Origin of the sequence: Streptomyces sp. NBC_01546 (assembly GCF_045208355.1) — a bacterium.
Lineage (GTDB): Bacteria > Actinomycetota > Actinomycetes > Streptomycetales > Streptomycetaceae > Streptomyces.
Genome location: NZ_CP109379.1, coordinates 519,938 through 545,991 on the forward strand (window position 1 = coordinate 519,938; position 26,054 = coordinate 545,991).

General features: G+C 69.3%; 26 protein-coding genes. 15 read left to right on the forward strand and 11 right to left on the reverse strand.

Going from position 1 to position 26,054, the window contains the following annotated elements; translation table 11 throughout:
- Nucleotides 1-7: 7 nt before the first annotated feature.
- From OHA89_RS02735 to OHA89_RS02745, 3 genes are all read right to left on the reverse strand, one after another.
- The gene (locus OHA89_RS02735; RefSeq protein ID WP_266615861.1) at nt 8-1,120 is read right to left on the reverse strand and encodes an ABC transporter substrate-binding protein; all 1,113 of its coding nucleotides are present in this window, start codon (nt 1,118-1,120) and stop codon (nt 8-10) included.
- Nucleotides 1,121-1,363: 243 nt separating this feature from the next.
- Entirely contained in the window at nt 1,364-1,744 is a 381-nt protein-coding gene (locus OHA89_RS02740) for a toxin Doc (protein ID WP_266615865.1), read from the reverse strand.
- Between the two features lie 4 nt (nt 1,745-1,748).
- Nucleotides 1,749-2,000 (reverse strand): antitoxin MazE7, encoded by a 252-nt coding sequence (locus tag OHA89_RS02745; RefSeq protein ID WP_257552615.1) that lies wholly within the window; start codon nt 1,998-2,000, stop codon nt 1,749-1,751.
- A 198-nt stretch (nt 2,001-2,198) separates the two neighbouring features.
- Here OHA89_RS02745 and OHA89_RS02750 point away from each other — a divergent pair, with 198 nt between their 5' ends.
- Complete coding sequence (locus tag OHA89_RS02750) at nt 2,199-3,308, forward strand: PP2C family protein-serine/threonine phosphatase (protein ID WP_266615868.1); 1,110 nt, start codon at nt 2,199-2,201, stop codon at nt 3,306-3,308.
- A 12-nt stretch (nt 3,309-3,320) separates the two neighbouring features.
- Here OHA89_RS02750 and OHA89_RS02755 read toward each other — a convergent pair whose 3' ends face one another.
- Nucleotides 3,321-3,893: a GNAT family N-acetyltransferase gene (locus OHA89_RS02755; RefSeq protein ID WP_406365095.1), complete on the reverse strand. Its 573-nt coding sequence runs from the start codon at nt 3,891-3,893 to the stop codon at nt 3,321-3,323.
- Nucleotides 3,894-3,940: 47 nt separating this feature from the next.
- Here OHA89_RS02755 and OHA89_RS02760 point away from each other — a divergent pair, with 47 nt between their 5' ends.
- The 5 genes from OHA89_RS02760 to OHA89_RS02780 all read left to right on the forward strand — a co-directional run bounded on the left by OHA89_RS02760 (nt 3,941) and on the right by OHA89_RS02780 (nt 8,632).
- A complete protein-coding gene (locus OHA89_RS02760; protein ID WP_266615869.1) occupies nt 3,941-4,528 on the forward strand; it encodes a TetR/AcrR family transcriptional regulator in 588 nt (195 codons plus the stop codon).
- A gap of 212 nt (nt 4,529-4,740) precedes the next feature.
- Nucleotides 4,741-4,971, forward strand: a complete 231-nt coding sequence (locus tag OHA89_RS02765; protein ID WP_215149740.1) for a response regulator transcription factor — start codon at nt 4,741-4,743, stop codon at nt 4,969-4,971.
- A gap of 294 nt (nt 4,972-5,265) precedes the next feature.
- Nucleotides 5,266-6,525: a DUF6923 family protein gene (locus OHA89_RS02770; protein ID WP_266615871.1), complete on the forward strand. Its 1,260-nt coding sequence runs from the start codon at nt 5,266-5,268 to the stop codon at nt 6,523-6,525.
- Between the two features lie 385 nt (nt 6,526-6,910).
- Nucleotides 6,911-7,222 carry a hypothetical protein gene (locus tag OHA89_RS02775; RefSeq protein WP_266615872.1) on the forward strand — a complete coding sequence of 104 codons (312 nt, stop codon included), beginning with the start codon at nt 6,911-6,913 and terminating at the stop codon, nt 7,220-7,222.
- A 291-nt stretch (nt 7,223-7,513) separates the two neighbouring features.
- A complete protein-coding gene (locus tag OHA89_RS02780) occupies nt 7,514-8,632 on the forward strand; it encodes a glycosyltransferase (protein ID WP_266615874.1) in 1,119 nt (372 codons plus the stop codon).
- A gap of 102 nt (nt 8,633-8,734) precedes the next feature.
- On the opposite strand, the gene OHA89_RS02785 is transcribed toward OHA89_RS02780, so the two are convergent.
- Both OHA89_RS02785 and OHA89_RS02790 read right to left on the reverse strand, forming a co-directional pair.
- Nucleotides 8,735-10,216, reverse strand: a complete 1,482-nt coding sequence (locus OHA89_RS02785) for an ATP-binding protein (protein WP_266615876.1) — start codon at nt 10,214-10,216, stop codon at nt 8,735-8,737.
- Entirely contained in the window at nt 10,213-11,889 is a 1,677-nt protein-coding gene (locus tag OHA89_RS02790) for an FAD-dependent oxidoreductase (RefSeq protein ID WP_266615877.1), read from the reverse strand. The genes OHA89_RS02785 and OHA89_RS02790 overlap by 4 nt, the downstream gene beginning before the upstream one ends.
- Nucleotides 11,890-12,328: 439 nt before the next feature.
- Here OHA89_RS02790 and OHA89_RS02795 point away from each other — a divergent pair, with 439 nt between their 5' ends.
- The 5 genes from OHA89_RS02795 (at nt 12,329) to OHA89_RS02815 (ending at nt 16,705) form a co-directional block, all read left to right on the forward strand.
- On the forward strand, nt 12,329-13,450 hold the full coding sequence (locus OHA89_RS02795) for a nucleotide disphospho-sugar-binding domain-containing protein (RefSeq protein ID WP_266615878.1): 1,122 nt from the start codon (nt 12,329-12,331) through the stop codon (nt 13,448-13,450).
- 395 nt (nt 13,451-13,845) lie between these two features.
- A complete protein-coding gene (locus OHA89_RS02800; RefSeq protein WP_266615879.1) occupies nt 13,846-14,910 on the forward strand; it encodes a gluconolaconase in 1,065 nt (354 codons plus the stop codon).
- 21 nt (nt 14,911-14,931) lie between these two features.
- Nucleotides 14,932-16,089, forward strand: coding sequence for a hypothetical protein (locus tag OHA89_RS02805; protein WP_406365097.1), 1,158 nt, complete (start codon nt 14,932-14,934; stop codon nt 16,087-16,089).
- A gap of 87 nt (nt 16,090-16,176) precedes the next feature.
- A complete protein-coding gene (locus OHA89_RS02810; RefSeq protein ID WP_266615881.1) occupies nt 16,177-16,461 on the forward strand; it encodes a DUF6400 family protein in 285 nt (94 codons plus the stop codon).
- The gene (locus OHA89_RS02815) at nt 16,448-16,705 is read left to right on the forward strand and encodes a hypothetical protein (protein ID WP_266615882.1); all 258 of its coding nucleotides are present in this window, start codon (nt 16,448-16,450) and stop codon (nt 16,703-16,705) included. The genes OHA89_RS02810 and OHA89_RS02815 overlap by 14 nt, the downstream gene beginning before the upstream one ends.
- 95 nt (nt 16,706-16,800) lie before the next feature.
- Here OHA89_RS02815 and OHA89_RS02820 read toward each other — a convergent pair whose 3' ends face one another.
- Nucleotides 16,801-17,205: a transglycosylase SLT domain-containing protein gene (locus OHA89_RS02820; RefSeq protein ID WP_257552628.1), complete on the reverse strand. Its 405-nt coding sequence runs from the start codon at nt 17,203-17,205 to the stop codon at nt 16,801-16,803.
- Between the two features lie 495 nt (nt 17,206-17,700).
- Here OHA89_RS02820 and OHA89_RS02825 point away from each other — a divergent pair, with 495 nt between their 5' ends.
- Entirely contained in the window at nt 17,701-18,342 is a 642-nt protein-coding gene (locus OHA89_RS02825; protein ID WP_266615884.1) for a hypothetical protein, read from the forward strand.
- A gap of 18 nt (nt 18,343-18,360) precedes the next feature.
- On the opposite strand, the gene OHA89_RS02830 is transcribed toward OHA89_RS02825, so the two are convergent.
- The 4 genes from OHA89_RS02830 to OHA89_RS02845 form a co-directional block, all read right to left on the reverse strand.
- Complete coding sequence (locus OHA89_RS02830; RefSeq protein ID WP_215140957.1) at nt 18,361-18,975, reverse strand: dihydrofolate reductase family protein; 615 nt, start codon at nt 18,973-18,975, stop codon at nt 18,361-18,363.
- A 137-nt stretch (nt 18,976-19,112) separates the two neighbouring features.
- Nucleotides 19,113-19,712 (reverse strand): TIGR03086 family metal-binding protein, encoded by a 600-nt coding sequence (locus tag OHA89_RS02835; RefSeq protein ID WP_266615887.1) that lies wholly within the window; start codon nt 19,710-19,712, stop codon nt 19,113-19,115.
- Nucleotides 19,713-19,851: 139 nt separating this feature from the next.
- Nucleotides 19,852-21,822 (reverse strand): sigma-70 family RNA polymerase sigma factor, encoded by a 1,971-nt coding sequence (locus OHA89_RS02840; protein ID WP_323186114.1) that lies wholly within the window; start codon nt 21,820-21,822, stop codon nt 19,852-19,854.
- Between the two features lie 116 nt (nt 21,823-21,938).
- Complete coding sequence (locus tag OHA89_RS02845; protein WP_257552633.1) at nt 21,939-22,262, reverse strand: YciI family protein; 324 nt, start codon at nt 22,260-22,262, stop codon at nt 21,939-21,941.
- 152 nt (nt 22,263-22,414) lie between these two features.
- On the opposite strand from OHA89_RS02845, the gene OHA89_RS02850 reads away from it, so the two are divergent.
- The 3 genes from OHA89_RS02850 (at nt 22,415) to OHA89_RS02860 (ending at nt 26,037) form a co-directional block, all read left to right on the forward strand.
- Complete coding sequence (locus OHA89_RS02850) at nt 22,415-23,104, forward strand: DUF998 domain-containing protein (RefSeq protein WP_266615889.1); 690 nt, start codon at nt 22,415-22,417, stop codon at nt 23,102-23,104.
- A gap of 250 nt (nt 23,105-23,354) precedes the next feature.
- The gene (gene fabV / locus OHA89_RS02855) at nt 23,355-24,560 is read left to right on the forward strand and encodes an enoyl-[acyl-carrier-protein] reductase FabV (protein WP_266615891.1); all 1,206 of its coding nucleotides are present in this window, start codon (nt 23,355-23,357) and stop codon (nt 24,558-24,560) included.
- Between the two features lie 250 nt (nt 24,561-24,810).
- Complete coding sequence (locus OHA89_RS02860; protein ID WP_406365100.1) at nt 24,811-26,037, forward strand: hypothetical protein; 1,227 nt, start codon at nt 24,811-24,813, stop codon at nt 26,035-26,037.
- Nucleotides 26,038-26,054 lie beyond the last annotated feature (17 nt).

Genomic DNA, 26,054 nt, shown 5'->3' on the forward strand with positions numbered 1-26,054 from the left:
TCGAGGCTCAGCCGGTGTGAAGGATCCGAAAGCGGTCGGGGTCCGCCGGATCTCGGTCAACGACTTGGACCGGCGTCCAAGCCCATTGCCACACGCTGATGCCAGGCGTGCGGGAGAAATGAATCTTCCCGCGGGTGCCTTCGACTGCAACGCGCGCCCAGGATTCGGCGATGCGCGCCCGGTCCGCGCCGTGAGAACGCAGCACATCGGCGAGGACGGTGACCGTGTCGTAGCCCTCGAACGCGACGAAGGAGGGCGCTTCGGCCAGCCGCTCGCGCAGGGCCGTCTCGACTCGTGCACCGAGTGGGCTGAGGCGCTCGGGCAGGTAGCGCAAGAACGGGACCGCGGCACTGTCGTCGCCCAGGAGGGTCGCCCATTCGGCGAACTCCGGTTGCCCGGCCGGAGCACCGATCATGATCTCGGCGAGGCGCTGGTCGCGGCGGACGGACTTGACGATCGACACCGCCGGCTCCGGGTGGCCGACCAGGAGAAGGAGGGCTGTCGCGCGATGGGTGACGAGTTCGTCGCAGACGGCCGTGGGGGTGAGCTCGCGCATGTCGAGTTCGATGACGGTGCCGCCGCGTGGAGCGAGGTAGTCCCGCAGGATGCGGGCCCCCGATGCCCAGTAGACACTCGGCGCGGCTGCTACGGCGATTCGACTGTGGCCCGAGCTGAGGAGGAAGTCTGCGTAGATCTGCCAGCCGTGGGACTGCGCCGGGGCGAGGCGCGCGACCCATTGCGTCGGCTGATCGGTGAGCGCGTCGAGCACCGCTGACGAGCAGAGGAACGGCAGGCCGAGGGCGTCGGCCCTGGCGGCAGCGGCGCGAGCGACGACGCTGTGATACTCCCCCGCCAAGGCAGCCACGCCCAGGCCGGCCAATTCGTCTACGGCCGCCGCGGCCCTCTGTGGATCAGCCGCGGTGTCTCGGACCACCAGCTCGAGTGGTATCCCGAGGATCCCGCCGGCGTCATTGACCTCGCGAACGGCCAACTCGAGTCCAGCGAGCAAGTGTTGGCCTGCCCCGACCCAGCCAGGCCGAGTCAGCGGGACGAGAGCGCCAATCCGGACGGATGATCCGTCAGTCCGCTCCGCTTCAGGTGACGATGGTGGCGTATTCATGCGTTGGCGTCTCCCGTGTGACGGTTCGGTCGCGGTCTGCCCGGATCTCGACGGCCATTGCATCCACCACCATCCCCAACAGGCAACCGGATATTCGTTCGCCGGGCTGCCCGGCTTCAAGAAACCGTTGCGGCCTCAAGGGATCAACCGGCCAGAATCCGATCAGCCTTCGGCCGCGCCCACGCCACAGGCCACAGGCCACAGGCCACAGGCCACAGGCCACAGCCTTGACGTCGCAACGGCCTACGCGGACACGCGCCAGGACCGGAGTCGATCAGCGATGTCGTACGCGTCCAGGCGCAGCGCGCGGATGTCGTTGATGAGGTCGCGCCACAACTCGTACGTGGTGTCCACTCGTTCACCGGACGCTTCCAGGTAGGCGACGGCAACCCCGTAGCCGTACGCCTCGTTGCGGGCGGGGAGCGGGCGCAGCAGTACGCACTCTTCCAGGAACACGGCGGCGCGCCAGAAGGGGTCCGGGTCGGTCTGGTCCAGGCGGGGGGTGTTCACCCGGTGCCGGGCTGCCATGCCGACGAGCACGGACAGATCGTTGACGGTGAGGTCGGTGCGCAGGATGTCTTCCTGTCGTGCCAGGAGCCATCGGTAGTCGACGAGCAGTTCCACAGGGTCAGGCCGCCCGCGGGGGCTGGTGGGCGGCGGCCGGCGGGAGCCCGCCGAAGTCTGCATCGAACCGGTCCAGGATGCCCGGCTCGCCGATGAGGCGGCGGAACGCGGCCGTCGCGGTGTCGAGGAGCTTCTCGTGCTCCTTCTCGGCGGCCACCTGGGCGAGGTAGTCCTTCATGGACATGCCCGCGCTGTCGGCCAGGGCCTTGAGGCGGTCCCGCGTGACATCGTCGATCTTGACGCTGGTGTCTGCCATGCTTCGAGTATGCCGAGTGGTATGCCACCGCCGCTACCCGTTCCCTGATCGCTGTGTGTGTGGGGGGGGCGTAGCGCCGTGCAGGGTCGTTGGTCACCGGGTTCCTGGGAGGCCGCGACGGCTCCCGCGAGGCAGGCTGTTCCCATGGGGTCACATCCTCGCTCGCCTTTTCGGCCAGGATCGTCGTCTCGAACAGGAGTGGGCGGCCACAGTCAGATCCTGTTCACACTGGCGAAATGCGCACCCTTCGCGATCGCGCTGGGTGTACTGGGTGTCGAGCTCTCCCCCGCTCACGATCTGGTCACCGGTCCCGTCCTGACCACGACGCCGGCTCTGGCCGCGCTGACGATGGGCCCGGTCGGCACGCTGTCCGCGGCAGTACTCGCCGCGTGTGTGAACGCGACCTCCGCGACCTACAACCACTCGTGGGGAACCCAGACCCAGCTGATCTTCGGCAACTTCCTGGGGATCATCGTGGTGTCCGTGGCCAGTGTCATCCTGAGCAACGCCGTGCGCATGCGCAGGCAGAGCGAGCTCGACCAGGTCCGCAAGATCGCGGTGGCCGCTCAGGAAGTCGTCCTGCGGCCTGTCCCCGAGCTCCTGGGCCCGGTACGGGCCGCCAGTCTGTGCCTCGCGGCAGGGACAGGGGCGCAGATAGGCGGCGATCTGTACGAGGCCGTGCAGACGCGCTACGGCGTCCGCCTGATCGTGGGGGACGTCCGGGGGAAAGGGCTGTCCGCCATACGCGCGGTCGCCGTGACGTTGGGCGCGTTCCGCGAGGCCGTTCACTACGAGGCCGAACTGCAGGAGGTCATGAACCATTGCGCGGCCGCCCTGCGGCGAGAGTCCGCCGTACCGGGCACCTACTCTCAGGCAGAACTTCCCGAAGTCCTCCTGGAGGGATTCACCACCGCGCTCATCGCCCAGGTGCCGGGCGAACAGGTGGTGCAACTGGTCAACCGCGGCCATCCCCCTCCGCTGGTGCTCCACCAGGGCGCGATTCAGACCCTGATGCCCAGCTCACCACTGCCGCCGCTAGGCCTCGAAGACCTCGTCGCCGGCCCTCCCCCCAAGCCCGAGAGCCACCCGTTCCTGCCGGGCGACCGCCTGCTGCTCTACACGGACGGTGTCATCGAAGCCCGCAACCGTGACAACGACTTCTTCCCTCTGCCGGAGGCCATGGAGCACATTCCCGCCGGCACCTCCCCACAGGAGTTCCTGGACGAGCTCCACCGGGCATTGATCCGCCACGCCGAGGGGCGCCTGACAGATGACGTGGCGATGATCCTCATCGACCGGCTCGCGTGAACCCGGCCGCCGCTATTGCGACGGCACGGTCTGTCCGCGGTGGGCTCGCCATTCGGGGGCGAGGACGGCCCAGACCTGCTTGTCGTGGCGGACGCCGCCGAAGGGCCAGGCCTCACGTCGCACGCCTTCCAGGGTCATGCCGAGCCGCCGGGCCACCGCAGCGCTGCGCTCGTTGTCGGCCCGGCAGTGCCACTCGGCGCGGTGCAGGCCCCGCTCGGTCAGGGCCCAGTCCAGCAGCACCATGCATGCCTCGGTGACCAGCCCGTGGCCCTCTGCGGCCGGCTCCAGCCAGCAGCCGACCTCGCAGGCTCCCCCGGCCGCGTCGAAGGCAGTGAACATGACACCGCCGACGAGGGTGTCGTCCGCGCTCCAGATACCGAAGAGGCGGGCACCGTCCGCCGCCTGACGCTCGGCGTACCGCAGGAGCGTGCCGCGCGCCCCGTCGACGCCCTCGGTGACGAAGCCGGCGCCGACCCACGGCCGGATGTGCTCGCGCGCCCGGTCCAGGTGGGTGGCGAACTGCTCGGTATGCCGGAGCTCGAGCGGGCGGAGACGGGCGCCGTCCCGCAATGGGAGGGAGAACATCGTGACCTCATTCACACAACAACTGTTATGGCTATTACCGTAGCACCATGCCACGCACCAAGGGAGATCACGAAGCCCGACGCCGCGACGTCTCGGAAGCCGTCTGGCGCGTGCTGTCGGCGCACGGCTTCGGCGGGCTGACGATGCGCGCCGTCGCCACCGAACTCGGCGCCACGACCGGTCTGCTCACCCACTACTTCGCCACCAAGCGCGACCTGGTCGCGTACGCCCTCGACCTGCTCGCCCAGCGGACCGCCGCGCGGCCGCGACAGAGCGGCGGCCAGGGCCGTGCCGCCCTGCGGACCGCCCTGCTCGGCATCCTCCCGCTCACCGCCGAGGCCACCACGAGCAACCGGATCTGGGTGTCCTCCTGGGACACCGCCCTGGCCGACCCGGCCCTGAGCGCGGATCACGCCGCCCGGTACGCGCAGGGCCGCGACCGGCTGGCCAAACTGGTCGCAGCCGGGCAGGAGCGCGGCGAACTGCCTGCCGGCGACCCGGAGCGCATCGCGGCCGGCGCCCAGTCCTTCGCGCTCGGACTGACGGTGCAGGCGCTGCTCGACCCCGCGGGGTTCCCACCCGTGCGGCAGACCGAGCTCCTCGACGACTACCTGGACTCACTGAGCAGCACGTGACGATGAAACTGCGGGCGCACCAGCGTGAGGCCGTCGCCCGACATCACGGCACGATCGCGCAGAGCGCCTTGTCACACGCCTGTGACAGTCGGCGGACACTCTCGCGAAGCCGCCCGGCCAGGCTCTTAGGCAGGAGACAAAAGGGGCATTGAGCCCGCTGCTTCCGAGGGTGCGAGCAGTGATGACCGAGCCGATCTGGCGGAGGAAGTCGCATGAGCCTCACACTCACCATGCCGCACACCCAGGCCCCCGCAGCCGCGCTGGCCCCGCGTGAGAAGGAAGCCCTGCGACACATCGCCGCAGGCCGCACCTATCTGCAGACGGCCCGCCACATGGGACTGTCCAAGCACACCGTCGACGCCTACCTCCGCCGCATCCGCGCCAAGCTGAACGCCCACAGCACCGCCGAGCTGACCCGGCTGGCCATCGCCCTGGGACTGTGACCCTCGGCCATGCGCTCGACACACCACGTCACCGCACCGGGCCTGCCGCCAGGCTGAGCGGCGCAAGCCGGGCCGGACGCGCCCGCGGCACTGTCCGGGCGGACATTCTGATGATCTGAAAGAAGTGGCCCAGGGATTGTCCTGGTGCATTGGAGCGAACTCCACTCCGAAGCCCGAGCCGTGATATCCGACCCGACATCCCTTGTGCTGATCTTTCTCCGTCACATCCGGCGCACACTGAGGGGCCTCCACCATGGGGCCCTGTCCGCCTTGAACGGTGAAAGGTGCATGTACGTGATTCGAGGAACAAACAGGCCGAACCACGGAAAGCGGCGGCTGCGCGCGCTTTCCGCGCTGGGCGCGGTGGGTATCGTCGCCGGGCTCGCTTCCAGCCTGCCGGCGTCACCGGCCGGTGCCGTCCCCGCCCCTGCGGCGGCTGTCGCGCAGCAGCAGCCCGACGGGAATCCCGTTGCGTGCGACGGGCAGGTCTACGTCTCGTTCGGCGACCCGGACCAGCTCTACACCGCCGACAGAGGGCCCGGAACGGTCCAGTTCACGCCGCTGGGCAACCCAACACCGTTCCTCTACAACGCCATCGGCGTGAACCCGCACGATCGCTTCCTCTACGGGACCACCTTCGGCAACACGAACAACGACCTGGTCCGCTTCGACGGCAATGGAGACTTCACCAACCTTGGTGCCATTGCCGGCCTGCCGCCCGCCGTCTACATCTCGGGAACGTTCGACAAGGACGGCAACTACTACGTCCTGGCCGACAATACGGGTGAGATCTACCAGATCGACGTCACCTCCCGCTCGGTCACGAACGTCATCAACGTCCCGGCGCTGGCCGACCCGGAACTCGACGTCTTCGACATCGCATTCCGTGACGGATTCCTGTGGGGCTCGACCGACTCGGGCGCCATCACGCGGATCGACATCGCCGATGAAAGCGTGGACTTCTTCCCGGGTGTCCTTCCGGGGGGTGAGGACTTCGGCGGCGTCTTCACGTACGGCAACGGCGATCTCGGATTCTTCCGCAATTCCGGACAGCTCATCCGGGTACACGTGAAGAACGCGACCGGTTCCAACCCGTCGTTCTCCGTGCTGTCGACGCAGACCACGACCCCGGCGACGAACCTCGACGCCACCTCGTGCTTCCTCGACTCGTCCGCCGACCTGGCGGTGCGCAAGCACGGCACCAAGCGCGTCGAGGTGGGCGGCGAAGTCACCTACCGCATCACCGTGAAGAACGAAGGGAAGGGCGACGGCTCCTCCGGCTGGTCGCTGACCGACGACCTCCCGGCGAAGATCCTGTCGCCCACCACGCCGACCGAGGGGTGCGAGATCACCAACGGCCTCCTCTCCTGCACGGGTGGTCCGCTGGCGAAGGGCCACAGCGCGGAGATCGAGGTGACCGGCACCGCGGCCAACGTTCTGAAGCCCACCACCGTGAAGAACACCGCCAGGGTGTTCGGTGACGACGCAGACCCGCGCAAGGGCAACAACACGGACACCGCGTTCACCCACGTCGAGCCGGGGAACAGCGACTAGCCCGCTTCACCTGCCGACCGGGGTCCCTTTCAGGGGCCCCGGTCGGCAGGTGACCGGAACGACGCTGCCTAGCGGTCACGCGCCTGCGGGGCGCAGGGGTGGGGCTTCTTTTGGGCCGGCGAAGCGGTTGGCGTCGGTGAGGTGCTGGGGGGTGGGGGTGGGGAGGCCGGCTTGGGGGATGAGCCGGTCGGCAGTTGTCGGATGCCCCGGTGAGGGAGTCCCCCGTGAGGATCGTGGCCAGCGCCAGCCTGGCTACCGCGGTCGCCGCGGCCAGCGGACGTAACGCCGGGCGCAGCACGAGGCCTTGGCCTGCTGCCACAGCTGACCGCCAGAACGCGCCGCGCGCCGGGGTGTTCGGGCCTGCTCCTTCCCATGTGAGTGCTCCATGGGCTTGTTCGGCTGTCTGGCGGGCGCGGTGCAGGAGCTCGTCGGCATCGTGCCGGGCCTGAGCGCGTACGCGTACGGCTTCGGCTTCCAGAGCGGCATCGTCCAGAGTCTGCCGCACGGTGGCGCGGAAGCGAGCGCGGGGGCGGCCCGAAACCCCGCTGCCGGCGGATCCGGATCCCTGGGTGTGGTGACGACCCGGACGAATTCGAGCAGTGCCTCGAGGGAGGCGAACCGCTTGCCGGCCAGCATCTCGTTGAGTCCGGCCTTCTTCAGCTTCGGTCTCACCGAGGCACTGACCATGGTCGCGTAGGACGGCGCGCCGTTGGCGATGTGGAGCCGGTTCAGCTCCTGCGTGAACTCGCGCAGCGCGTCTTCGAACGCGGCGAACCGGCACGAACACCGCGACGGCATCGTGCTGATCGCCCTCCTCTGCACCTGGCGCATGCGCCGCTGACTGACCGGTGGACCCGACCGGCCCGGCGGAGCCCGTCGGGATTGGCCGAAATTCGTTTACCTCGGTGGAAATTGACGGAGCCGCAAATACGTTCGACGGTCTGTCAGAAGAATCAAGGAGTTCTGGTTCCACCCGAGGAGTAACACCGTGCGCATCCTGTTCACCGGCCCCGCTTCGGCGGGCCACCTGTTCCCGATGGTGCCGACCGCGCAGGCACTCCAGACCGCCGGGCATCAGGTGCTGTTCGCCGGTTCGGCCCCGCTCGAGCAGCTTCGGCAGTCCGGCCTGCCCACCGTCGAGATCGGCGACGGCTCGACGCTGATGGAGGCCTTCCGGCGCGCCTCGGACGGCATCGATCCGCAGTTCGTCACAGACGGCAACAGCCCGGAGAACGCCGAGCGGCTGGCCGCAGCCGGTTTCGCCGAACACAGCCGGGTCACCATCGATGACCTGCTCGCGGTCGCCACCGCCTGGCGGCCCGACCTCATCGTCCACGCCGCCTTCCAGGGCGCCGCACCACTGGTCTCGGCCGCACTCGGCATACCCGCCGTAGTGCACAACTTCGGCGTGATGTCCGGCTTCAGCATGGTCGGCAGGCTCGCTGGCCTCCTGGCGGACGAATACCAGGCCCGCGAGATCGAAGGCCCGGCCACCCGCACCGTCCTCGACGTCGTACCCGCCTCCCTCGGCGGAGACGGCACCGGCTGGCGGGTCCGCTACGTCCCGTACAACGGCGGCGGCACGGTGCCCGGCGATCTCATAGCCCGTGGCTCCCGGCCCCGGATCGCCGTCACCCTCGGGACAGTGGTGACCACGTACGCGGGCGTCGGCCCGGTCGCCCGGCTGATCGCCGAGGCCGCCTCCGTCGACGCCGAGTTCCTGCTCGCCGTCGGCGACACCGACCTGAGCGCGCTCGGAACCCTTCCCGCCAATGTCCGTCCCCTGCCCTGGGTGCCGCTGGCCCAACTGCTGGACACCGCCGACGCGGTCGTGCACCACGGCGGCGCCGGCACCATGCTCACCGCCGCCGCCCGGGGCGTCCCCCAGTTGATCCTCCCGCAGGGCGCCGACCACTTCATCAACGTCGATGCCGCGACGGGCCTGGGCTTCGCCCTCCGTGCGAGTGGTGACAGCGTGGACGCAGCCCTGCTCAGCCGCCTCATCACGGACGAAGACCTCCGCAAGGCCGCCGCTGCCACCCAGGCCGACATCACCGCACTCCCCTCCCCCACCGACCTCGTCGCTTCCTTCGAGGCCCTCAGGTAGGTAGCGGTGGCCCCAGGGGCGCGGGGAACTGCGCGACCAACCGCTTACGGCGGTGCACGGTTGGCAGCACGGCTCCCCGCGCCCCTGGGATGCCCGGTACGGTCATACGGGCTCTTCGGCGGTCTCGGTCTCGGTTCCGGGCGCTGTTTCGGGTCCCGGGGCGGTCAGCGGCAGCAGCACCTGGAAACGGGTGTCGCCCGGTTCGGACTCGACCTGGAGGCTGCCGTGGTGCTTGTTGACGACGATCCGCCAGGAGATGTCCAGGCCGAGACCAGTGCCCTCGCCGACGGGCTTGGTGGTGAAGAACGGATCGAAGATGCGGCTGCGGATGTCCGCCGGGATGCCGGGCCCGGTGTCGCGGAACTCCACCAGCAGCCGGTCCCCTTCCCGTGCCGTGCGGACCGTCAGCGTGCCGTCGCGGCCGGTGCTCCCGATGGCGAAGACGGCGTTGTCGATGAGGTTGGTCCACACCTGATTCAGCTCCGCCGGGTAGGCGGGCACATCCGGCACGGAGCGGTCGTAGTCCTTGACCACCCGGACCCGCGGGCCGATCTTGCCGGACAGCATCAGCAGGGTGCTGTCGAGGAGTTCGTGGACGTCGACGACCCGGTGCGGGGCGCGGTCGAGCTGGGAGTACTGCTTGGCGGCGTCCACGAGGTGGGAGATGCGGGTGGTGGAGTCGTCGATCTCGTCCATCAGCAGCTCGGTCTCGACGGTGTAGTTGAGCCAGCCGATCGCTCCCGGGAGGATGTCCTCGGCCACGGCCGCCGCGACCTGCTCCAGCCAGTCCGTGTCCAGCCCGGCCTGCACGAAGGTCGGTGCGATCCGCCAGCCCTCGGGGATGCCGTGGTCATCGAGCCAGTCCGCGAGCTCGTCCTCCCGGTCGGACGCCTCCAGAGGACTCAACGCCGGTGCCTTCGCGACGCGTTCGGCGGTGCGCTCCTGGATCTCGATGAGGTCGGCGAGTGCCTCGCGGGAGTAGGGGCCATGCGCGATGACGGCCAACTTGTGCCGCATCTTGCCCACTCGTTCCCGCAGCGCCGCAGTGGCCCGGACGGCCGCCGCGGCCGGGTTGTTGAGCTCATGGGTGAGCCCTGCGGACAACGATCCGAGCGCCAGCAGCCGTTCGCGCTGTCCGATGGCCCGCTGGGTGTTCTTCGCGCCGAAGAAGAGCCCCTCCAGCAGGTGCGCGGCCATCGGGAACCATTCCTGCATGAAGTCCGCGAACGACTGCGCGGGCAGTACGAAGAACCGCGTCGGCTCGGTCACCCGCATCGAGTTGGTGTACGTCTGCGGCACCCGGTCGCCCAGGTAGGCCTGCATGGCCCCCGCGTACACCCCGCGCTGCGAGGTCCGGCTCACCTCCACGTCGTCGCCGCCGACCCGGCGGTACAGCACGACGGTGCCCTCTATCATCACGTAGAAGCAGGTCGCCGGGTCGCCCTCGGTGTACACCGGACCGGCCTCGAACCGCTCCACCCGCCCCTCGGCGCACAGCCGTCCGAGCTGCTCCGGGGAGAGCTTTTCGAACAGGAACAGCGAGGCGATCTCCGGCGGGCTGCAGGGCATCGCCTGCCCGCTCATGACTGCTCCAGGTACCGGTGGACGAGCATGACGGCCATGGCTCCTTCTCCGACGGCGGACGCGACGCGCTTCGCGGACTCGGCGCGCGCGTCGCCCGCCACGAACACGCCGGGAATGTTGGTCTCCAGGTGGTAGGGCGGCCGGTCCAGCTCCCACTCGGCCGGCGGCCGGCCGTCCGGCGTGAGGTCCGGCCCGGCCAGGATGAAGCCGCGCTCGTCGCGCAGCACCGTGCCGTCCAGCCAGTCGGTCAGCGGAGCCGCGCCGATGAAGACGAACAGCCACTGGGCGTCGACGAGTTCGGTCCCGCCGCTCTCCACGTCCCGCAGCGTCAGCTGCTCCAGGTGCCCGTCGCCGTGCGCCGCCTCGACGACGGTCCGGGTCCGCACCGTGATGTTCGGCGTCTCCTCGATCTGCTGGATCAGGTAGTACGACATCGACGCCCTCAGGGACTCCCCGCGCACCAGCAGCGTGACCGACTTGGCGCCCCGCGCCAAGTACACCGCCGCCTGCCCGGCGGAGTTGGCGCCGCCCACGATGTACACGTCCTGCCCCTGGCAGGAGGACGCCTCGGTGAGCGCGGAGCCGTAGTACACCCCGCAGCCGGTCAGGTCGTCGCAGCCCGGTGCCTGGAGCTGCCGGTATGACACCCCGGTCGCCAGGATAACGCTGTGGGCGGTGACCGACGAGCCGTCGGAAAAGCGGACGACGCGCGCCGCGCCGTTGGCCTCCAGCCCCGTGACCTCGCGTGCGGTGAGGATCTCGGCGCCGAACCTGCCGGCCTGGCGGCGGGCGCGGTCGGTGAGCTGCGCGCCCGACACGCCGTCGGGGAAGCCCAGGTAGTTCTCGATGCGGGAGCTCTGCCCGGCCTGTCCGCCGGTCGCCGACCGCTCGACCAGCACCGTCCGCAGCCCCTCGGAGGCCCCGTACACGGCCGCGCCGAGCCCGGCCGGGCCGCCGCCGATCACGACGAGGTCGTAGAAGTCGGCGAGCGGCGTCGTCGCGAGCCCCACGTGGGCAGCCAGGTCGGGCGCCTCCGGCTCGATCAGCACGGTGCCGTCCGGAGTGATCACCAGGGGCAGTCGCTGTCCGTCGGTCCCGGCCGCCTCCAGCAGTCGCCGTCCCTCGGGCTCGTCGGAGGAGTACCAGCGGTACGGCACTTGGTTGCGGGCCAGGAACTCCCGCACGTTCGAGGAGCGCGCCGACCAGCGGTGCCCGACAACTTTGGTGGCGGGCACGGGCCGGTAGTCGCTGGAGCGCCAGGCCGTGAGCAGGTCGTCCACGACCGGGTAGAGCTTCTCCTCCGGCGGGTCCCACGGCTTGAGCAGGTAGTGGTCGAGGTCGACGACGTTGATCGCGTCAATCGCCGCGTTGGTGTCGGCGTACGCGGTCAGCAGCACGCGCCGCGCCCCCGGGTACACGTTGAGGGCCTGTTCGAGGAACTCGATGCCGTTCATCTGCGGCATGCGGTAGTCGGCCAGGATCACGGCCACCAGGTCGCCCCGCAGCTTCAACTCGCGCAGCGCCTCGAGTGCGGACTCGCCGGACTCGGCGCGCACGATCCGGTACCCGGCTCCGTAGCGGCGCCGCAGGTCACGGGCGACGGCACGGGAGACTCCCGGATCGTCGTCCACGGTCAGGATGACGGTCCGCGCTGTGTCGGCGACCTGTGCCATGCGTCTCCCACGACCGGCTTGGACCAGCGGCGGGGCGAGCCGCCCGCGCCGGTTCCCGCCCATCGTACGTTCGTTCGTCCGGGTTCGCTCCGGGACGCCACAGATGCGAATGTTCGCGGGCACCGGCCGGCCCGGGGACCGTTCACGGGGTCAAGCCCGTCGTGGGGCTCCGGAGGGGCCGATGCGATCACCAGCCGTGCATCCGCGTCGGTGATCCCCTGGCGGTTCGCCAAGATCACCTGCAGGTTCGCCGACAACCGATGGTTACCGGCCCGGTCCCGACCGGCTCGGCCCCCGCCCGGAAAGGGCCCCCGCAGAACGTCCGGTTATCGACCCCCCAGGGGGAACACAGCGCGCCTTCCCGTCAGTTCACCGGAGGGAACCGGGGCGAGCCCGCACGTCTCGTCCTCGACCGGCAGAACAACGGCAAGGAGAACCCGTGCGCATACTCTTCACCGGACCGGCCGCGGCCGGCCACCTCTTCCCGATGATCCCGACCGCGCAGGCCCTGCGCGCCGCCGGCCACGAGGTGCTGTTCGCGGGCTCGCAGCCGCTGAACCAGCTCCGCGAGGCCGGTTTCCCGATCGTCGAGATAGGCGACGGCCGCAGCATCCGGGACGTGTTCGAGCAGTCCACGGGCGAGGAGGTGCGCTACGTCGCCCCCGACATGACCCCGGACCAGATCCTCGACAGGGCGGCCCACGGCTTCGCGCTCGTTTCCCGCTCCACCGTGGACGGCCTGCTGGAGGCCGCCGACAGCTGGCGCGCCGACCTGCTCGTGTACGACTCCTTCCAGGCCTCCGCCCCGCTGGTCGCGGCCAAGCTCAAGATCCCGTCGGTGATCCAGAATTTCGGCGTCACCTCCGGCCTTGACATGGTCGGCCGGCTCGCAGCCAACTTCACCGAGGCGTACGAGACATACGGGGTGGCCGGCCCCGCCGAGCCCACCGCGCTGAACATCGTCCCCGCCTCGCTCGGCGGCGACCCGGGCGGCCTGCGGATGCGCTACCTCCCCTACAACGGCGGCGGCACCGTCCCCGCCGAGCTGCTCCGCCGCGGCACCCGCCCGCGCGTCGCCATCACACTGGGCACCGTGCTCACCGAGCTGGACGGCGTCCGCGCCATCGTCCGTCTGATCGAAGCCGCCGCCTCGGTGGACGCCGAGTTCCTGCTCGCCGTCGGCGACGCCGACCTCACCCCGCTCGGCACCCTCCCGGACAACGTCCGCCCACTGCCCTGGATCCCGCTCGCGGAGCTGCTGACCGCCTCCGACGCGCTGATCCACCACGGCGGCTCCGGCACCCTGCTCACCGCCCTGCAGGCCGGCCTGCCCCAGCTTCTGCTCCCCCAGGGCGCCGACCACTTCACCAACGCCGACGCCCTCACCAAAACCGGCGCCGCCCTGCGCTCCGCCTCCGACGACGTCGACGCCACACTCCTCACCCGTCTCACCGTCGACCCGGCCCTGCGCGAGGCCGCCGCCCGTCTCCGGGCAGAGAACGCCGCCCTGCCGACCCCGGCCGAAACGGTCCCCGCCCTGGAGGCCCTGGCCGCCTCCTAGGGGTTCGGGCACCACGGCGGCGCTCCACGGGACCCACAGGAGCTGCCGCCGTGGTGCCGTATGCCGATCGAACGTACGGCCGAGGCCAAATCGAGCCTGATGGGGCCGACCCGACAGCGCCGGCAGCCACGGGACCGCAGTTCCGGACACCACCCGCGCCCGGCTCCCTGCCGGCAGCCGCGACAGCGCGCCCGTGGATCTTGGCCCCAAAGATCAAGGAACGGCGCCCCCGGGGGACACCCGACAGATCCGGGAACGCCGCCGCCCTCATGTGATCAAACGCCTGGTCAGCGGTATCTGTCCGATTCTCACCAGGTGGCGAGTTCAGCCCGATGATCTTCCGCCGTCGGATGCGTAGCGTCACCGGTCTGCGACGCAGGGAGGGTCTGAAGAGCATGGGAAACAGCAGTGCAAGGAACGATGTGGGAACGGCCTACATCAACGACGTATTCATGCGCCATCCGCTGACCACGCGGAATCAAGAGGAACTCGAAATCGCCGCCAGGGCCGCCGGCATCCTGCAGCGGAACCAACTGCGGAACGTACTCAAGCGGCCCCCTCAGGGAGGGGGTGAGCCGGTCGACCCGATCGGGTTCTCCCTGAACAAGGTGCGCTACGGCGGCTTCCCGCCGGAAGAGAAGACGGCGCACGAACGCGGCTGGCGCGCCTTCATGAACGTCGGCGTACCGGTCGTCGAGGAACGCAGCGACATCCAGCAGCCCCCTCCCGACATGATCTCCAAGCAGACGTACGTCAATGGCACCGACCCGATCAAAATCACCGTGACGGACACGGTCGAATTCTCGATTTCGAACACGATCAGCTGGTCGCTCCAAGGGGAGGTGAAGCTCACCTTCGGGGCGAAGTCCATCGCATCGCTCCAGCAGCAGCTCCAGAAGAGCATGGAGATGAAGCAGTACCAGAAGACCACCCTGCTCAACAGCAAGGACAACCAGGGCGTCAACACGGAGTCCCAGACCGAGGCGACGAGCAACACCACGTCCACGAGTTCCGTCACCGGCACCGGGGAGTTATGGGGAGAGCTCCTGCTCGGGATCACCGGTTCCGTCAGTGGTTCGCTGACCACCGAATGGAAGCACCAGTCGTCGGTCAGTTTCGAAATCATGAGCCGGGCTGACGTCATGGCTACGACGCGGCGCCAGATCCGCCAGTTCGACTATGAATTCCCCGTCACCTTCGGCGGCTGGGTCGCCTTGTACTATCCCGAGCCGGTCGCGGTCAAGGAGACTCCGCCGCAGGCCGCCGACCCGAAGTTCTCCCGGGTCATCGCGTGGAAACTCGGCGAGGCCTCCTTCGATTCCAGCCATTTCGACCTGGCCGACGAAGGAAAGCGGTCCATGCAGAAGGGGACGGCCGAAATCGTCGCCGTCCGTACCGGAGAACACCGGGTTTTCCAGCCTGAAGTACTCGACTACCAGAACCAGAAGCAGCCCCTCTAGAAGGGGTCAGGAGGAAAGCCCATGTCCTTCAAGAACATCTTCGACAACGGCGGGGACGAAGCAGGTTCCGCCGAAAAGTCCGCTCAGGCGCTCAACAAGGACACTCCGGGAGCAGGTGACGAATCGGAGGCCGTGCGCAAGCTGGAGAGCGAGCGCGACCCGTGGCTCGTGCGCCAGACCGCGCACGGGGCGTTCGACGTCATGGGTTTCCTGGGCCCGCTCTTCCAGAACGCCCAGGGCGTGGCCGCCGCACAGCGCCAGGCCTCCGAAAACCCCGGTTCGGTGTCCGGCATGGCCTCTGCGACCAACAAGGCCTTCGGACCGCCGAAGGTGAGCATCGGCGCCGAAGACATGCCGAAGCTCGAAGACCTCTCCAAGCTCATCGGCAACAGGCGGAGCTACACCCTCATCGCGACGGGTCTGGGGACGTCCGAAGGCCTGGCGGTCGACCCGTCGCTGAACACGGCGTACGTCGCCGACCGGGGCGGCGTGAAGCTGTCCGCGGTGAAAGTCGACACCGGCGCCCAGCACACGGCAGCGAGCGCCTTGGGCGACATCGGCGAGGTGCAGTTGGGCGGCCAGGGCACGGCCTACTCCACCGACTACGGCGGTGCGCGCCTGCTCGAGGTGAACCTGGCCGACGGCTCGTCCCGCAAGATCGCCGACGTGTCGGGCGCGTACGGCGTCGCACTCGACGCAGCGGGCAAGGCCTACGTCGCCAGCTGGCTCGACGGGCAGCTGGTCGCCGTCGACCTGCCGGGCGGACAGAAGCACACGATCGTCACGGGCCTGGGGCAGGGCATCGGCGGAGTGGCGCTGGACGGGCGGGGCAAGGCGTACATCGGCCGGAAGGACGGCGGCGGCCACCTGTACGAGGTCGACCTGGCCGCCCGTACCCACCGCGTCGTGACCAACCTTTCCGGGGCGAGCACCATCCGAGTGGCCCTCGACGGCGCCGGCCGGGCGTACACCATCGACCACGTGAACGGGCGCCTGTACGAGATCACTCTCGCGGACGGCGCGCAGCGCGTGGTGGCCAGCGGCCTGGGGACGTGCGAGGGCCTCGCGCTGGACACCGTCAACGGCTGGATCTACGTCAGCAACCGTGACGGCCAGCTGTGGCAGATCAACCAGCGTGCCACCCAGGCGCTGGGCGGCGTCGGCAAGGTCGTGCCCTAGTGCTGGAATCCTCGAGGGGTGGCCTGGGCTGTGACTCCGCCCACCCTCCCTTGACCAGGGAAAGAAGGGTTACCTAAGTTCGGTGCCATGGCACCCCACGACCCCATCCCTTCCCCGGACGAGCCCGACGCCTCCGGCGCGTCCGCGCTCGTCGACTTCGAGGTGGACCTCACGTCTCAGGAGGTGCTCCGGCGCGCCCAGGTGATGGAAGCCCTCGGCCCGGACTGGGATCCGGTCGAGGTGCTGCTCGGCGAGGAGGCCGCGTACGACCTCCTGTACTCCGGACTCGACGCGGAGCAGCAGCGCCTCTACGACAACCTGGTCGCGGCCGGTGTGCTGCCCCCGAGGGGAGACGGCCGTGCTGCCGCTTGACCCGCAGGCCGACCTCGGGCGCCGCGCCTGGGTGGCCTGCCCGAAGTGCGACGACGCCCAGGGCTGCGAGCCCTGCGAGCAGCGCCGGACCTGCTCCACCCACTGGCGCTACCTGCTCACCAACACCGGCAGCCTGCTCCACCTGCAGTGCCCCGCGTGTACCCACGTCTGGGTCCATGAGAGCGGTTTCGGTGCCACCCGCTCCGTGTGGGACCGAATCGTCGGCGCTCTGCCCCGCTTCTGAACCTGAACGCGCGCAGGCCCCCGCTCCAGCCGGTGATCCGGCGGACGGGGGCCCTGCGCGCGTCTGCTGTGTGGGTCTGCTCTGCCGCTGGTGGCTTAGTACCAGTGGTTGGCGGACCAGAAGTTCCAGGCGTCGACGGGGCTGCCGTAGCGCTCGTTCATGTAGTCCAGGCCCCACTTGATCTGGGTGGCCGGGTTGGTCTTCCAGTCCGAGCCCGCCGAGGCCATCTTCGAGGCCGGCAGGGCCTGGACCAGGCCGTACGCACCGGAAGAGGAGTTCGTGGCGGTGTAGTCCCAGCCGCTCTCGTGCGAGATGATCTTGTCGAAGGCGGCGAACTGGGCCGGGTCCTTGATCATCTGCTGGGCGATCGCCTTGGCACTCGACGGGGCGGCCTGCGCGGGAACCGCGGCCAGCATGGAACCGGCGACGCCCAGGGCGAGGACGGTACCCGCGAGGGTCTTCTTGGAAGCGGCGATGCGGCGGATGACAGCGTTGGACACGGATTGACCTTCCGAAGGGAACAAGGACGGTCGCGGCACGCCGAAGCATGCGTGAGCCACTCACGCGGAGGAGAGGGATTCGTCGGCGGCGGGTGAACAACCCCTGCCGCCCTGCGACTCATCCAGTTCTACCGACCCCCCAACCCCCTGGCAACGACCCCTCCTACTAGGAGCCCTCGCAGTCAGGGACCGACGACCCCACGGCAGACCTGGGCGGATCCGTGCAGGTGGGAGCCGGTGTCAGGCAGCGGGATCGGCCGTTGGGAAGCTACTAGCCCGGTTCGTACGTGACGTGGGTCCTATGGGGCGAGTCACCTCCAGGGCCCCCGAATCTCACCGAGTGTCATCGCTCGTACCCGACTGCAGGAACGGGGTGGCAGACGGGGCGGCTCCCCCATCCGGGCACCATCCGAACCCGTCCGGCATGGCGCCCGGGCCCGCGGCGACGCGCGGCGGATGCTGATGCCGATGCCTCCAACCCTGCAGGAGGGGCCCGTGAACGACCCCAGCCCTCGAGGAACCCGAAGGCCTGCATCCACCGGGGAGCGCGATGGCGCCGCCGGGCAGGCCGGGGTCATCGGCATTGGACTCGCCGCTGTACTGACGTTCGCACTCGCCCAGGGTTCCTGGCAGTGGTTCGCCACGTTCATCGGGGTGACGCTTTTCGCGGTGATCTTCGCCTTTCAGGTACGGCCGGCATGGACGCCCGGCTTCCGATCGGCATACATGCGCGCTCTGGTCGCGTATTCGCTGGTCGTCGGCCTGTGCGTAGCGATCGCGCTGGCCCCCATGCTGCAGCGCTGGTCTTGGCTGTTTCCGATGCCGGGCACGCGCAGCGGGTGCGATGGGCAGGGCAGGTACGAGGTCATCCGGACGAGGGCAGCGGTGGCGGATCTGGCTGGTAGCGACAGCGCTGCACTCGCGTACGCGCAAGAGGCCCAGAGGCGTAAAGCCGTCGCCGACTGTCTGGCAGCCACGACGACTCTGTGGCTGCCCTTGTACGGGGCCGGGGCAGCCGTGCTGGTGGGTGCGGGTGCGTGGTCGCGCGACCGGAGTCGGGCGAGGAAGGGTTCGCAGCCGAGCTCCGCCTCGCCGGTGCCGGTAGCCGCCGGAGGGCGACAGGACTGCACGAAGTAGCTGCCGGGAGATCACCCGTCATTTCACGAAGCGGTACTTCAGGTGGGTGGCGAGGGGGGTGCCGACCACACTGACCGGCTCGAGATCCTGCCGCCCGGCGCCCGGTCCCTCGAAGAGCCGCAGCCCCGCTCCGAGGAGCGCGGGCACCACGTGCAGCTGCAGCTCGTCGATGAGCCCCTCCCTCAGGTACTGCTGCACCGTGCTCGCCCCGCCCGCGATGTCGACGTTCCTTCCGCCGGCCGCGGCCTTCGCCTGGTCGAGGGCGCTGTGGATGCCGTCGGTGACGAAGGTGAACGTGGTGCCGCCCTCCTTGACCAGGGACGGCCGGGGGCGGTGGGTGAGCACGTAGACCGGGCACCGGAACGGCGGGTTGTCGCCCCAGAACTCCTCGCCCGTGTCGTACATCATCCGGCCCATGACCACTGCTCCGGTGGCGTCGAACCACTCGCGCATCAGCTCGGAGTCGCGGTTCTCCTCCCCGCCGGTCATGCCCTGGCGCTCCCGCCAGCTCGCCAGGTTGTGGATCCACTCGAAGAGGGGCTCGGCGCCGTCGCCTCCCGGGTTGTCGATGGCCACGTCGGTGCCGGCGATGTAGCCGTCGAGGGAAATCGCCAAATCCGCGGTAACGGTCACGATGGGGTCCTCCTGGAGTGCTGGGATGTACTGCCTTCACTCCCACGTCGATCGGGGACCGGCGTATTCGACATGCCCAGCGACATGCGGCGGTCTCCGCCCGGGGTCCGGTCCAGATGGACCGCCGGTGGCCTACGTCACGGGGATGTCGGAGGTGTCCAGCCCGGTTCGCGCCCGCTCAGCCCGACCGCCCGGTCCAGCAGCGGGGCGTCGTCCGGTACGGGCACGACAGCGCCGAAGATGCCGCCGCGGTCTTTGTCCTCGGCGGCCGCCAGGAGAAATGCATGCGAGGCGCGCAGCGCGGCCTGATCGGGTGCGTAGTCCTGGCCGGTGGCCCGGGCCAGGTCCCAGCCGTGGATCACCAGTTCGTCGACAGCCACCGCACCCGCGATTTCGCCGGGCAGGTCCACGCCGCCCGCGCGGGTCATGCCGGTCCAGGCGGCCGGGTCCCTCCAGGCCTCGGCCAGTTCGCCGAGGACCCGGGGCAGTTCCTCGCGCCAGCCGGCGGGGAGGGAGGGCACGGCTGTGTCGGGGGCCGTGTCGGTCGTGGGGCCCAGGTTCTTGCGGGCGGCGTCACGGAATGCGACGGCGAGGCCTGCGAGGTGGCCCAGCAGGTTGCCGACCGCGTACTCGGGGCAGGGTGTCGGGTCGGCGAGCCGGCCGTCCGGTACGCCCGCCGCGAGACGGGCCACGATCTGGGCTTGTGGTCCGAGGTCGAGAGTCGTCGTATCGGTCATCTGCCGCTCCTTCCAGGCGATGTGTCCGAAGGGTAGACCGGCGGCGGAGCCCGTACTCATCGCAACACGGGCAGGAGATTCACCCAGGCGGACCGGCTCTGCCAGTGCCCGGACGAGATCACCTACTACGGCCGGCCGGCTACGGGGCCGGGGACGGTCCGGGGTGGGGTTTGAGCTGGCGGAGGGTGTAGCCGTTGGTTGTCGGGTCGAGGGGCTTGGTGGTCTCTTTGAAGAGGTACTCGGCCCGCTCGTAGGACAGTCGGCGGCGGCCCGTGTCCGGGCAGAGATCGGCAGGTCCGGGTGTCCGGGCGGGTCCGGGTCGCCGGTCGGAGAGGAACACCGGCCCCCGGGTCCGGCCGGCCAGCAGCTCGGGCAGGAGCCGGGCGGTCCCGGAGCGCCAGGTCACCCACGTGTGGCCCGTGCGGGCCCGGCGGTCGTCCAGGTCCAGGTCCTCGACGTTCAGCGACAGGACGGCCTTCACCCCGGCCTCCGACTCGTGCAGGAGCCGCCACAGCGTCTGTTCGCGCAGCGGCAGGTCCGGGCGGCTCCAGAGCGCGTCGAGCTGCACGGAGCCCAGCGCCGGCGTCCGGGGGCGAGTCTCGGCCCGACGGTCCAGCCCGGCCGCGAGGTCGCTCAGGGACGCCCACGCGCAGAAGGACCGGACGGCCGAGCGGTGCCGGTTCCAGGTCGTGGCGGCTGCCTCGCCCCAGGCGGTCGCAAACACCCGCGCCACCTGGTCGGCCGTCAGCGAGGCCGGCGGCAGCTGGTCGCCGAGGGCCAGGCACAGGCGCCGGAGGGTCTGTCCGTACGAGCGGACCGTGGCCGCGTCCAGATCGTCGCGGCTCAGGAAGTCGTGGGCGGCCTGACCGAGCGTGGGACCGGGCGGGCCGGTGACCGTGATCTCGTCCGCGCGTCGGTGCAGAAAGGCGCGCTCGGCGGCGTTCCTCGTGAGGGACGCCGCCCGATGGAACTCCACCCGCGCTTCTTCGTGCCGGTCCAGGCGCGCCAGCAGGTCGCCCCTGACGCTGGGGAGGAGGTGGTAGTCGCGCAGTGCGGGATCGGTGGTCAGGGAGTCGACCAGGTCGAGGCCCTCCTGCGGCCCGTACGCAAACCCGAGCGCCACCGCCCGGTTGAGCTGGACGATCGGTGTCGGCAGCAGCCGCGCCAATGCCCCGTACAGGGCCGCGATCTGGGCCCAGTCGGTGTCCTCGGCGGTACGCGCCTGCGCATGGCACACGGCGATGGCCGCTTGCAGCAGGTACGGGCCGGGCGTGCCGCCGGCTTCCCGTGCCCGCAGCATCGCGGTGAAGCCGCGGCTGATGAGCAACTGGTCCCAGCGTCCCCGGTTCTGCTCGTGCAGCTGGACGGGCTCGCCCGACGGGCCGGTGCGCGCGGCCGAGCGGGAGGCCTGGATCTCCATCAGTGCGACCATCGCGTGCACCTCGGCTTCCTGAGGTGCCAGCTCGGCCAGGAGCCGGCCCAGCCGCAGTGCTTCGAGGCAGAGCCCGGGCCGCATCAGATCGTCGCCGGAGGTCGCCGAGTAACCCTCGTTGAAGATCAGGTAGATGACCTCCAGCACCGACGAGAGGCGCTCGGCCAGTTCCGGTCCCTCCGGCAGGTCGAACGGCACGCGCTCCTCGGCCAACGTCCGCTTGGCTCCGGCGATGCGCTGGGTGATCACCGTCCCGGTGACGAGGAAGGCCCGCGCGATCTCCTCGGCCGTCAGACCGCCGAGCAGCCGGAGCGTCAGTGCTGCTCGGGCCCCGGTCGGCAGTACGGGGTGGCAGGAGATGAGCATCAGCCGCAGGACGTCGTCCTGTTCGGGGTCCTGCTGCTGTTCCAGCTCGTGGGCGAGCTGCTCCTGCTTGTGCGTCAGCCGCTGGGAGCGCCGGATGTGGTCGACGGCCCGCCGCTTGGCGGTGGTCGTCAGCCAGGCGCCGGGGTTGTCCGGGACGCCCGTGCCGGGCCACTGCTCGAGCGCGGCGAGGAGCGCGTCCTGGGCCAGCTCCTCGGCGAGGCCGACGTCGCGCACCATCCGGGTGAGCGCTGCGATGATTTTGGCCGACTCGAGCTTCCAGGCCGCGTCTATCGTGCGATGGGTATCCAGCACAGGGGCGATCACAGCACTTGCCCCGACTCGCTCGCAAGCCGGGGCAAGTGCTCTTCGCGGTTCAGGGTTCAGGGTTTGGGGTTCAGGGTTTGGAGTTCAGGGTTCGTACTGCTGACTCACGGACCAAAAACCTGCTGAACCACGCTCTCGCCGTCACCAACGATCCTGCGGAAGCGGCGGGCCAGCTCGATCGCCTCCTCCTTGGAGCGGACCTCGATCAGTGCGAAGCCGGCCACGGCCTCCTTGGCCTCGGCGAACGGCCCGTCCGTCACCGTGATTTCGTCGCCGGCAGAGGTCACCAGGACGCCGACCGGCTCCAGGCCACCCGTGGCCAGCAGAACACCGGCCGCCGTCAGCTCCTCGATGAACTTGCCCATTTCGACGTACAACTTCTCGTCGGGCGCGGTGTCGGAAGGCCTGGTCGTCATCAGGTAGCGCATGGGGTTCCCTCTTCTCGTCGTGCGGTGCTTCTGCCTTGCCTACACGTCGAACAAGGACATGTGACAGGGAACGCAGCCGTTCCCTGTCACATTGCCGGATCGACGTGCAGGCAAGAACCGAACACGACGAACGAACCCGAGAGGCACACACCATGACCACCCGGACCCCCACCAGCGCGGCTATCGCCGCTTCCCCCGCCGCGACCGGAACCCCGGCCCGGTCCGCCACCCGCTCCCTGCTCACCTGCGTGGTCGTAGCGTCACCGCTGTGGGCGGTCGTCTCCCTGACCCAGGCCGCCGGCCGCGACGGCTTCGACATCACCCGCCACCCCCTGAGCGCGCTGAGCAACGGCTCCCTCGGCTGGCTCCAGATCGCCAACTTCCTGGTCGCCGGAGCCCTGCTCGCCATCGGGGCGACCGGTCTGCGCAGGGCCCTGCACGGCACCCCGGGGAGCACCTGGGCACCCCGACTTGTACGAATCAGCGGCATCGGCATGATGGCCGCGGGACTGTTCGTCATGGACCCGGTCGACGGCTTCCCCGCAGGCACCCCCGCCGGGGAAGCCGCCGCACTCACCTGGCGCAGCTACGCCCACTTCGCCGCCGGATCGATCACCTTCACCTCGCTGATTGCCGCCTGCTACGTCCTGGGCCGTCACTTCAGCCGCATCGGTCACCGCGGTTACGCCATCGCCTCCCGCGTGGCCGGCACCACCCTCCTGATCGGCAACGGCTGGGCGATGGGCGGCGGTAAGGCCGGCACCCTGACCCTGGCCGTCGGTGCCATCACCGCGATGCTCTCGATCTCCGTGATCGCCAACCGGTACCGTCGCATCCGCTGAGCCCACCCATCAGGCTCCGGCGGTGTGGCATGACCGAATAGGACACCGACAAGATTCTGCGGTCGCTTCTGGCGAAGATCACCATCACCGGTTGGGCCACGCTCACCGAGGATGTGAGCAGGGCCCATCCGGCGCGACCGGGGCATGGACAGCCTCGCCTGGCCAGTTGGAAACCCCGACGACATCCGCCGCTGCGTGGAACCGCTCACTCCGCGGCGACCACGATCCCCGCACCCGAAGGACCCCACGAGTGAGCCTCCGCGAGATCAAGCCCGCCAACCGCGGCTACCTCTACGTCAACAGCCATCCGACCGGCTGCAAAGCGGTGGTCGACCGCATGTGGCAGCGGACACCGGACCCTGCCGGCGACCGGCCCGGCCCGGTCGCCCTCGTCATCGGCTCCAGCGCCGGCTACGGACTGGCCGCGACCCTGGTCGGCCTTCGCGCCCACCGGATGCGCGGACTCGGCATCGCCTTCGAGGCCGCCGCGACCGAGCGCCGCACCGCCAGCGCGGGCTGGTACCGCACCGCGCGGACCGCCGAACTCGCCGCCGAGGCCGGGGCTGACTTCACCTTCCTCAACGGCGACGCCTTCTCCGACGGCGTCAAGGACGAGGCCGCCGACCAACTCGCCGCCCGCTTCGGCAAGATCGACCTGCTCATCTACAGCATCGCGGCCCCGCGTCGCACGGACCCGCTGACCGGCGAGGTCCACCACTCCGTCATCAAGCCGCTGGGGACCGACTACCGGGCCAAGACCCTCGTGTTCGAGGACGGCGTCCCGCAGATCGGCGAGTTGCACCTGCAGGCCGCGGACGAGGCCGAGCGCGACGCGACCGTGCAGGTCATGGGCGGCGCCGACTGGCAGATGTGGATCGAGGCCCTGCAGTCCAAAGACCTGCTCGCCGACGGCTTCCAGACCGTCGCCCTCTCGTACGTCGGATCCGACATCACCGCCCCCATCTACCGGGCCGGAACCATCGGCGCCGCCAAGCAGCACCTGGAAGACACCGCCCGCGCCATCAACACCCAGCTCAAGGGCACAGGCCACGCCTATACCGTCGTCGCGGGCGCAGCCGTCACCCAGGCCTCCACCGCCATCCCGAGCATCGCGCTCTACACCAGCATCCTGCACCGCATTACCGGTGACAGCTGGCAGTCCACCGTCGACCAGGCAGCGGCCCTGTGGAACCGGCTCGGCGGTGACGCCGAACCCGGCCTGGACGACCAAGACCGCATCCGGCTGGACGACTGGGAGATGAATCCCGGGGTTCAGGCTGCCGTCCGCGCCACGTGGGACCAGGTCGACGCCGACACCATTGCCACCAGCGCGGACACTGACTGGTTCCGCGACCAGGTCGGCCAGCTCTACGGCTGGGACGTTCCCGGCGTCGACTACGAGGTCGCAGCCGAGACCACCGTCCCGTGGCCCGCTTCCCCGTCGTCCGACGCCTGATCTGTGGTGCTGAGGAGCTGCGGACGTCGGCATTTGGGCGGACCCCAGCTCGGCCGGAGGAGCACTTCCAGATGCAGCTCCGGGAGGCGTTCGCCAAACTGATCGTGAAGTACGGCGACGCGGACGCGGCCCGGGCTATCCGACGAGACGAGCGCGGAGCTGGAGATGATCGAATTCCCACGTCCGTGCGCTCCAGTAGTGACAGTGAGACCGGGTTGGCGAGCGCTGCTGGTGATCGGCATGGTGCCCGATGCCTGACTCCGCGCTGGTGGAACCGACCCCACCGGCGCGCCGCGAATGGCGCCATGGCCTGCTGCCGCCAGTCGTCGCATGGTTGATCACGAACCTCATCACCTGGCTGGTCGCGAAGGCATCTGTTGCCGGCGATGGATCCAAAGTGGCTTATTGGTCCACAGATGCCCGGCATCGCTGGGATTCTGGAAACTATCTATCCATCGCCAAGACCGGCTACGAAATGTTTTGGTGCCGGGATCGCTACCCGAACTTTCGCGATGTCATGTGTGGAAATACTGCCTGGTTTCCTGGGTACCCCATGTCGGTCCGGGCGATTTCCACCACCGGACTTTCCTATGAGATTTCAGCTGTTCTCGTCACGGAAGTGTCCCTGCTAGGGATGTTCGCAGTGTTGTGGTGGCTGCTCGGCGCCCGGCTCACCTGGGCCACGGTCCTCACCCTCGCCATTGGTACGGTATTCCCAGGCGGCATCTATCTCCATGCCATGTTCCCTATCGCCACCGGAACGCTGGCACTGCTCGTCTGTATTGTCGGAGTGAAGCGCGGATCCTGGGAAATTGCTGCTCTTGGTGGTTTCGTGGCGGCCGCGTGCCATCCCGTAGGCGCTGTCGCTGTCGGCATGCTGCTATCGAGCGCGTTCTTCGCATGGCAAAGGGATGCGTGGCCGATACGGTTCGCGAAGGCAGGGTTGTCAGCGGCTCTCGCCGGCTGCGGGGTGCTCTGGGCGAAATGGCTGATGTGGCAGGCGACGGGCCGCTGGGACGCGTACGAGATCCTCCAGGAATCCAGTTACAAGCAAGGTGATCTACGTCGGCCCTTCGACGAGATGAGGAAGGCCTACGATTTTCCGTTCAGCAGCTGGTACACGCCCGAGGGAAACCTGCCATGGCTGGTGGAGCACAGCCTCGCCGCACACAGGACCCAGCTCTGGCTGAACATCGTCTTCATGTTGCTCATACTGGCGACGGCCGCAATTCAACTCGTCAGAAACCATCGGCTCGAGGTCGAGGAGTGGGCTGCCTTGATCTTGACGGTAGCAATTTTCCTGGTGCCGTTCTTCGCCGGCGCGGAAATGTCGTGGTATCGCAATCATGCGCAAATTTTCGTCGGGCTCATCCTGGTCAGACGCATGCCCAGATGGGTTCAGGCATCACTGTTGGTATTTTGCTCCGCCCAGTACGCCTTTCTGGGGGCGATGTTTTTCGCCGGGGTGTTGGTGTGACTGGCCCTTCAGGCAGG

Bases quoted from the DNA above. Each gene is read 5' to 3' on its own strand.
- OHA89_RS02735 (WP_266615861.1), bottom strand. From the start codon at position 1,120: ATGAATACGCCACCATCGTCACCTGAAGCGGAGCGGACTGACGGATCA.
- OHA89_RS02745 (WP_257552615.1), bottom strand. From the start codon at position 2,000: ATGGCAGACACCAGCGTCAAGATCGACGATGTCACGCGGGACCGCCTC.
- OHA89_RS02755 (WP_406365095.1), bottom strand. From the start codon at position 3,893: ATGTTCTCCCTCCCATTGCGGGACGGCGCCCGTCTCCGCCCGCTCGAG.
- OHA89_RS02760 (WP_266615869.1), top strand. From the start codon at position 3,941: ATGCCACGCACCAAGGGAGATCACGAAGCCCGACGCCGCGACGTCTCG.
- OHA89_RS02765 (WP_215149740.1), top strand. From the start codon at position 4,741: ATGAGCCTCACACTCACCATGCCGCACACCCAGGCCCCCGCAGCCGCG.
- OHA89_RS02775 (WP_266615872.1), top strand. From the start codon at position 6,911: ATGGGCTTGTTCGGCTGTCTGGCGGGCGCGGTGCAGGAGCTCGTCGGC.
- OHA89_RS02785 (WP_266615876.1), bottom strand. From the start codon at position 10,216: ATGAGCGGGCAGGCGATGCCCTGCAGCCCGCCGGAGATCGCCTCGCTG.
- OHA89_RS02790 (WP_266615877.1), bottom strand. From the start codon at position 11,889: ATGGCACAGGTCGCCGACACAGCGCGGACCGTCATCCTGACCGTGGAC.
- OHA89_RS02800 (WP_266615879.1), top strand. From the start codon at position 13,846: ATGGGAAACAGCAGTGCAAGGAACGATGTGGGAACGGCCTACATCAAC.
- OHA89_RS02805 (WP_406365097.1), top strand. From the start codon at position 14,932: ATGTCCTTCAAGAACATCTTCGACAACGGCGGGGACGAAGCAGGTTCC.
- OHA89_RS02810 (WP_266615881.1), top strand. From the start codon at position 16,177: ATGGCACCCCACGACCCCATCCCTTCCCCGGACGAGCCCGACGCCTCC.
- OHA89_RS02835 (WP_266615887.1), bottom strand. From the start codon at position 19,712: ATGACCGATACGACGACTCTCGACCTCGGACCACAAGCCCAGATCGTG.
- OHA89_RS02845 (WP_257552633.1), bottom strand. From the start codon at position 22,262: ATGCGCTACCTGATGACGACCAGGCCTTCCGACACCGCGCCCGACGAG.
- OHA89_RS02850 (WP_266615889.1), top strand. From the start codon at position 22,415: ATGACCACCCGGACCCCCACCAGCGCGGCTATCGCCGCTTCCCCCGCC.
- OHA89_RS02860 (WP_406365100.1), top strand. From the start codon at position 24,811: ATGCCTGACTCCGCGCTGGTGGAACCGACCCCACCGGCGCGCCGCGAA.